Here is a 3,563-nt window from a genome sequence, read left to right as displayed (position 1 = left end):
CCACGCTCTCCCGGGCGCAGGGCCGAGAGGCCCGTGCCCGCCCCCGCCGGTCTGCCGGCAGGCGGGTACGGCGGGGGTGGGGCGCCATGGGTGAGGGGCCGACGCCGGGCGCCGGCCCCTCGTGCCGGAGTACCCGGTCAGAAGGCGAAGACCGGCCCCGCGGCCAGACTCGCCTGCATCTCGCAGGCGTTGCCGAAGGTGGCCGACCAGGAGACGTTGCGGCCCTGCCACACACCCGAGGCGTTGAGGACGACGGGGTCCCACTGACGCGTGCAGTTCCCCTGCGGCAGCGGCCTGGTCAGCTGAGCGAAGTCTCCCTGCACGGACCGGAGTTCCGTGCAGGCCGCAGCGGGCGAGGGATGGGTGCCACTGGGGCGGGGCGCACAGCTCAGGGTCACGGCGCGCTGGACGGTGGCGGACTCGGCGCTGCTGCTGCCCTCGCCGACCGAGAGGACGAGCGCCGACGGGGCGTAGAGGCCGGCAGGCTGAGCAGGCTGGGCCTGTGCGACGCCCAGCGCGGTCGCACCGGTCATCAGGAGCGTGGACAACGTGGTGATCGCACCGGTCCTGATGAGGTGGTAACGCATGAGTGCATCTCCTTCGACTCGGGGGGTGGTTGCGGTGGGGAGTCTGATGCTTGCAGCCAGTGAGTGCACATCGATCAGTACTTTCCGGCCCGACTCGCGCGCACATGCCCTACCGAATGGCCGTTCGGCCAGCTCGGGGCCGGTGCGCGGACGCCTCGCAGGGTGTCCAGCATATGGACGAAAGTTGGTGGTACAACCGCGAACTACCGTCTGAGCTGCGAAGACAGTCCAGTGGTTGCCGTGCGAAAAAGTCGGCATCGACCGGAAACCAGCGCTGCGAGGGTGGGCGGGACGCTGTGGAAGCGCGGCGGGGCCGACGCGCTTCACGATCGGTGGTGCAGCCGGGAACCCGTGGCGACAGCTCGTCCCCGCGCGCCGACGCCACGGATCGATGCCTGACCGGACGGCCGGCTGGAACCTGGGCCTCCCGCATCCGCCGAGGAGGAGCGTGCCCGGGGATGATGCCCGCACCAGCATCCGGCTTCCGCCGCGCCGACCACCGCGAACGCCTCCGCTGCCCCTGTCCGGAGGCGACAAGCCCGAGACCCGCCCGAAAAGCCGGCCGGAGTGCCCGTCCGCGCCCGCAGGCCCTCTCCGGACCGCTGCCGCCCCTCACGTACCGCACCGCGTGCGGCGTCTGCCCGTCAGAAAGAGCTCGGCCCGCACCGCGCGAGGCAGGGCTCTGTGACGACGGCTCGGCCTCGCACGGTCTCAGGCGTCGGCGAGCAGCGGGTCGTACGGCGTGCTCGTGCGGCGGCCCGACATGAAGGAGAGGAAGTCACCCACGAAGGCGCTCCGGCCGTATGCGCCGTCCGTGGTGGTGAGGTCACGGTGGAAGGCGGTGCGGAAGAGAGTGCGGTACTCCTGCGCGTCGATGGTCCCGTTCCCGTCCTTGTCGGTGGCGTCGAAGACCACCTCGGCGACGCGGATGAGCGCGGGGCCGGCTGGGGAAGGGACCGCGGCGGCGTACTCCTCGGCGCTGACGCGTCCGTCCCCGTCCGTGTCGAGAGCGGCCTGGAGCTCTCGCCACCAGGCGGCGAACGCGTCGTAGAGCCGGGTCTCCTCGGGTTCGTCCAGGTCGAGGCGAGTGGACAACTCGCGGGCCATGGCGGCGAGATCAGGCCAGTCGAGGTGTCCGTCGCCGGTCTGGTCCAGTACCTGCCGGAAGAACTCCTCCGCTGAGCGTCCGCCCTCCTTCGGGGCCGCCGGGGCCGTCTGGTCCGGGTCGGTGCCGCTGCCCAGCGGTGCGAGCAGGCGAAGCAGGGCCGAGGCCCGTTTCATGCGGGCGTGCAGGGCGGCCACGGTCCGCGCGCGGGGGTCGTCGCTGCCGGGCGTCAGGGAGAGGACCTCGATGATGCTCTCGGCATTGAGCCAGCCGGCGGGGAGGAAGCGCGCGAGTCCGGCGGCCAGGTAGGCGCCCTGCATCAGGGTCTGGGCGCCCGGCATCTCCGGCAGGCCGGCCCGGCGCCGGTACGGCTCGGGGAGTGAGGCGACGGTGATCGCGCCGAGGAGCGGACCGGCGACAGCACGGCCGGCCGCCCACAGCGTCGGCGCGCCGTCGAGCAGGGCGGGTGCGGGCAGGTGGTCGAAGAGCCGGTAGAGGATGACGCGGGCCGCCTCGGTACTCTCCAACGCGTCGGCGACGACCCGGTCGAAGTACCCCCAGAAGGCGTGGAGGTCCTCGGGCAGCGCCCCGGCGTCACCGTCGAGCGCGGCGAGGAACGCCCGGTACTCGGCGTACATCCGCACCATCCGCTCCTGGTCCAGCGGCTGGCCGCTCAGCCGGCACATCGTGACGGCACTCTCGAAGAGGGTGGCCACCACCCATGCCCGGGTACCGCGGTCCATCGCGTCGTAGGGCCGGCCGCCCGGGTCCGAACCGCTCATGCGGGCGTGGAGCCGGTTGAGCCGGTCGGCCTCCCGCGCGCGCACCGCCGGGTCGGCGTCGAACATGCGCCGCATGCTGAGGAAGGTGTTGCGAAGCCGGCGCCACGGGTGGGCGACGAACGTGGAGTTGTCGGCGAGGGCGGCACCGATCTGCGGATGAGCCGCCTCCAGCACGGTGGCGCGGATCATGGCCAGTGCCCAACGCGGGTCGTCGAACAGTGCGCTGAACTGGGAGTCGGGGCCGAACGGCCGCACCTCGTCCGCCGTTTCGGTCGTTCCGCTCGTCATGACGGGTCTCCGTTCGTCCGGGGCGGCACGCCGCCGAAGCGGCGGTCGCGCCGCCGGTAGGTGTGCAGGCAGGCCAGGAAGTCGGGGGCGCGGAAGTCCGGCCACAGCGCCTCGGGGAAGACCCACTCGGCGTAGGCGACCTGCCAGAGCATGAAGTTGGAGATGCGCTGCTCGCCGGAGGTGCGGATGACGAGGTCCACGTCCGGGGTGTCCGGAAACGGCAGGTGGTCCGCGAAGAGCCGTTCGGTCACCTCGTCGGCGGGTGTCCCGCTGCGGATCAGCGAACGTGCGGCCTCGACGATGTCCCGGCGGCCGCCGTGGTCGAACGCGACGGTCAGCGTCATCCCCCGGTTGTCGGCGGTCAGCGTCGTCAAGTCATCGAAGTCCTGCGTCAGTTCCCGAGGAATGCGCGGATCGGCGGCCCCGAGGAAGCGGCAGCGGACGCCGCGGGCGAGCAGCAGCGGGGCGTGTTTCCGCACGACCTGGCGGACCAGGCGCATCAGATAACCCACCTCGGTGCCAGGACGGTTCCAGTTCTCCGTGGAGAAGGCGTACAGGCTGAGCCACTCGACACCGGCGGACCGGGCTGCCTCGATGATGTCGATGACGGTGGTCTCCGCGGCTCGGTGGCCGGCCGTGCGGGGGAGCGAACGGCGTTGCGCCCAGCGCCCGTTGCCGTCCATCACGCAGGCCACGTGCCGTGGTACCTCTCGCGTGGGGTAGTCGTGCTCCCGGCCGCCCGGAGCCTCCTCGCGCGGCTCGCGCTCCGGGTCCTCGCCCTGCCGAGGGCCGGGCGGCGCG

3 protein-coding genes are annotated in these 3,563 nt (G+C 72.3%); all 3 read right to left on the bottom strand.

The annotated features are described in order from the left end of the window. Positions 1 to 137: 137 nt before the first annotated feature. Positions 138 to 587, bottom strand: coding sequence for an SSI family serine proteinase inhibitor (locus tag ABZ371_RS30425; protein WP_358685670.1), 450 nt, complete (start codon positions 585 to 587; stop codon positions 138 to 140). 711 nt (positions 588 to 1,298) lie between these two features. Further along, positions 1,299 to 2,762 carry an oxygenase MpaB family protein gene (locus ABZ371_RS30420; protein ID WP_358685667.1) on the bottom strand — a complete coding sequence of 488 codons (1,464 nt, stop codon included), beginning with the start codon at positions 2,760 to 2,762 and terminating at the stop codon, positions 1,299 to 1,301. Further along, positions 2,759 to 3,445, bottom strand: a complete 687-nt coding sequence (gene uppS, locus ABZ371_RS30415) for a polyprenyl diphosphate synthase (protein WP_358685673.1) — start codon at positions 3,443 to 3,445, stop codon at positions 2,759 to 2,761. The genes ABZ371_RS30420 and uppS overlap by 4 nt, the downstream gene beginning before the upstream one ends. Between the last annotated feature and the right edge of the window lie 118 nt (positions 3,446 to 3,563).

It is taken from the genome of Streptomyces sp. NPDC005899, from assembly GCF_040629645.1.
In the GTDB taxonomy this organism is placed as follows: Bacteria; Actinomycetota; Actinomycetes; order Streptomycetales; family Streptomycetaceae; genus Streptomyces.
This window is presented reverse-complemented; position numbering and strand designations above follow the sequence as displayed.

Bases quoted from the DNA above. Each gene is read 5' to 3' on its own strand.
- ABZ371_RS30425 (WP_358685670.1), bottom strand. From the start codon at position 587: ATGCGTTACCACCTCATCAGGACCGGTGCGATCACCACGTTGTCCACG.
- ABZ371_RS30420 (WP_358685667.1), bottom strand. From the start codon at position 2,762: ATGACGAGCGGAACGACCGAAACGGCGGACGAGGTGCGGCCGTTCGGC.
- uppS (WP_358685673.1), bottom strand. From the start codon at position 3,445: ATGGACGGCAACGGGCGCTGGGCGCAACGCCGTTCGCTCCCCCGCACG.